The organism is Pseudomonas sp. GM84 (assembly GCF_000282535.1).
Lineage (GTDB): Bacteria > Pseudomonadota > Gammaproteobacteria > Pseudomonadales > Pseudomonadaceae > Aquipseudomonas.
Genome location: NZ_AKJC01000375.1, coordinates 1 through 3,087, shown reverse-complemented (window position 1 = coordinate 3,087; position 3,087 = coordinate 1). Strand labels below are relative to the sequence as shown.

The 3,087-nt window shown below is 64.5% G+C and carries 5 protein-coding genes and 1 pseudogene; all 6 read right to left on the bottom strand.

The window, feature by feature from the left end:
• Positions 1-253: 253 nt before the first annotated feature.
• A complete protein-coding gene (locus PMI38_RS26005) occupies positions 254-1,102 on the bottom strand; it encodes a CsgG/HfaB family protein (protein WP_008101124.1) in 849 nt (282 codons plus the stop codon).
• Between the two features lie 34 nt (positions 1,103-1,136).
• The gene (locus tag PMI38_RS26000) at positions 1,137-1,550 is read right to left on the bottom strand and encodes a curli assembly protein CsgF (protein WP_008101122.1); all 414 of its coding nucleotides are present in this window, start codon (positions 1,548-1,550) and stop codon (positions 1,137-1,139) included.
• The gene (csgE, locus tag PMI38_RS25995; protein WP_008101120.1) at positions 1,547-1,954 is read right to left on the bottom strand and encodes a curli production assembly/transport protein CsgE; all 408 of its coding nucleotides are present in this window, start codon (positions 1,952-1,954) and stop codon (positions 1,547-1,549) included. Before csgE ends, PMI38_RS26000 begins: the two co-directional genes overlap by 4 nt.
• Positions 1,951-2,478, bottom strand: coding sequence for a type II secretion system protein (locus PMI38_RS25990; protein WP_008101118.1), 528 nt, complete (start codon positions 2,476-2,478; stop codon positions 1,951-1,953). Before PMI38_RS25990 ends, csgE begins: the two co-directional genes overlap by 4 nt.
• The gene (locus PMI38_RS25985) at positions 2,453-2,827 is read right to left on the bottom strand and encodes a type II secretion system protein (RefSeq protein WP_016394785.1); all 375 of its coding nucleotides are present in this window, start codon (positions 2,825-2,827) and stop codon (positions 2,453-2,455) included. The genes PMI38_RS25990 and PMI38_RS25985 overlap by 26 nt, the downstream gene beginning before the upstream one ends.
• 5 nt (positions 2,828-2,832) lie before the next feature.
• A pseudogene (locus tag PMI38_RS25980) lies at positions 2,833-3,087 on the bottom strand (hypothetical protein); the annotation flags it as partial.

Below are 3,087 nucleotides of genomic sequence, written 5' to 3'. Positions count from 1 at the left end.
CGCGGCGCATCGCGAGCAAGCTCGCTCCTACATTTGTTGCAACGTGCCACGGTCTGTCAGGCCATGGTTGTCCGCTTTTTGGCGTCCGCCGAAAAATCGTGTCGTACCAACCAGGCTGGCAACCATGGCCTATCAGACATAGGTACGTTGCAACAAACGTAGGAGCGGATTCATCCGCGATGCGCCGCGCGGGCGGCGCTCGATCTCAAAACCACCACCGCCCCAACGTCGACCCCCTCCGCGCCCCACCCCCTCACTCCTGCTGATACTGACTCAAGTACTTGTCCACCCCCGCCTTGCCATCCCCCGCATCCCCCGCCACTTGCCACAACCGCCGCTCGATCCCCTGGGCCAGCAAGTGCCCCACCGCCGCCTCGATCGCCGACAGCACACACAGCTGGGCCGGCTCGTTGGTGGTGTAGCCCACCTCCGCCTCAAGCAGCTTCTTGAACTCGATGAACTTGAACACCCCCGCGCTACGCCCGATCGAATAGATGGTCTTGCTGGTCATCACGTTGGCCAGCACCTGCCCGGTACGCACATCCACCGCCCGCAGGTTTACCGTCACCTGGTCGACCCGGTACTCGCGTGAGATGTCGATACCCAGGTAGCGCGCTCCTTCCCCACCACTGCGCACGTTGGTGTCGTAGGCGATGATGCCGCCCTCCAGCATCAGGTTGGCGGCCTGCAGCGGTGGCAGCTCGCCCATGATGTTCTCCGCAACGTCCGGCTTCTTCTGCGAGGCACGGATGATCTTGCGCTCGGTCAGCAGGTTCTGCAGGCCTTCACGCTCCAGCACCACGAACCAGCCACTGGCACTCAGGGCATCCATCAGCATGCTCGCCGCCCCCTGGGTGACGCTGGTGGAGAAAGAACTGGCCGGGGTCGGCTTGTATTGCCCGGTCTGGTCGCGGAAGCCATACACCACCGCCATCAGCCGCCCCTTGGGCCGCGGCATGTTGATCAGGTCGTAGTAAGTCGATGCCCGCGGCGTCAGGGTCGGCGTGCCGGTATCCTGCTCGGCCGACATCGGCTCGCGCAGGAAACCCGCACAACCTTGCAGGGTGGCCAGTATCAGTAAAGTGCTCAGCAGACGTTTCATGGTGCGCTCTCCCCAAATGACGATCCTGTCCCTCTCAGGGGTTCAGGCCGCTGACCTCGATGACTGAAACTTCGCCAGTGGCGCGGTCGGTGACCTGGATGCTCAAGGCCCCGGAGTCGTCGATCACATCGATCAGGAACGAGTCGGTGGCCATGCTCCCGGTCTGGCCATTGCTGATGTTGTCCAGCAACTGCGACAACATCCGCGACTCCAACTGGTTGCTGAAGCGCTCCAGGGCAGTGGTACCGGCCAGCGACGAGGTGCGGTCCTTGAGGTCCGGGTCGTCATAGTCGTTCTGCGCCTGGGCGTTGTTCAGCAACCAGGTGCCGTTCAGCGGGTTGCCACCGAACGCCGGGTTGACCGGGGTGTACACAAGCTCGGTGGCCTGGGCGGCGAAGGCGCTGGCCAGCAGGCAAGCCGCGATACTTTGCGCAATGCGAGTGTTCATAGCTCATCCCTCTCCAGATCAGTGGTGTCCTGGAGCAGGCGCTGCAGCTTGCGCTGCACGACTTCTTGCCTGACCAGGTCGGCGGCCGCGATGGCCTCTTCTTTTAATTGGGTGACATTGGGCGGCAGAAAGCGGCGGTACAGCACGTCGCGTTCGAACTCCACGGTCACCAGGCTCCCCCAGCGTGCATCCGGGCGTTCGCGCACCACCAGGTTGAAATCCAGGCGGCTGGTGGCGCGCAGACGGTCGGCGAAGTGGTAGTAAAAGTCGTGGCCGATGTGCGAGATGGTGTTGTCGACGATAAAACCCTTCATCTCGTCTTCGGCGTCGGCGTGCGCCACGCCGGGTACGCCGGCGGCCAGCAGCAGGCCCATGCTCAGGCAAAAAACGTTGAGTCCTTTCATGGCGTGTCTCCCGCGCCGGTATGGGGTTGCGCGCCGCTGGCGCTTTCGTTGAAGGCTTGCTCGGCGACGAACTGCCAGTCGCTGTAGTGCTCCAGCCCTTCGAACCCGGACCACTGGGTGTCGAAGCCACTGCGTTTGAACGGGGTAGCGTCGGAGCGGCTGTGCACGCCGGTGATACGGCCGTCGATCGAACGCAGCAGGCCCCAGTCGTCGCTGCCGGTGATCGGGTCCGGGTACAGCCTGCGGATGTGCCGCTGGGCCTGAGGGAAGCGGTTGTCTTCAAGCAGGTCGGCCAGCTCTTGCGGGTACTGGGCCAGACCTGGGGATGCGCGGTAGTAGCTGCGCAGCGCCTGGGCATACTGGCCGCCCACCCACAGCAGCTGGCGCTCCTGCTCGCGCTGGGAGACGGTGGACCAGAGGGTGCCGCTGGCGGCCAGGGCCACCGAGCTGACCGCGATCAGCAACAGCACGCCCAGGTAGGTGAAGCCGGCGCAGGCCTTACCACTCAGCGAAGAGGCTGCCATCACGCGCCCTCCCTGTAGCACCGCTCTTGATATCGGCCACGCCACCGGCCACGCCTTCGGGCGGTGGCACCAGCTGCCAGGCATCGCTGCGCTCGGTGATCGGGTCGACCGGGGTGTTGCGCAGGTAGCGCTGCTCCACCAGTTGCTCCAGCGAGTCGGGGTAGTGACCGGTGTCGCCGTAGTAGTGGTCCAGGGACTCACGCAGCACCGCCAGGCTCTGGCGCAGGGTGGCTTCGCGGGAGCTCTCCAGGCTGTTGAAGTAGCGCGGCATGGCGATGGTCATCAGCGTGGCGATGATCGCCATGACCACCAGCAGTTCGATCAGGGTGAAGCCTCGGCTGCGTTTCATGGCCGTCACCATTGCCCGTAGGGGATGTTGTTGAGCCCTTTGCCACGGGCTTTGGAATACACATCGAACACGTCTTCGCCTTCGCGCGGGTTGTCCGGGCTGCTGGCGTAGGCGCGCAGGCCCCAGCCACCTTCGTCATCGCCCTTGACCGCCACCAGCGGGTCGCGAGGGATGCGCCGCAGGAAATAGAACTTGGCCCCTTTGGCGCTGCGCACGTCGCGCACACCGTCCACCAGTACCTGCAGGTTCGGCGGGTAGCC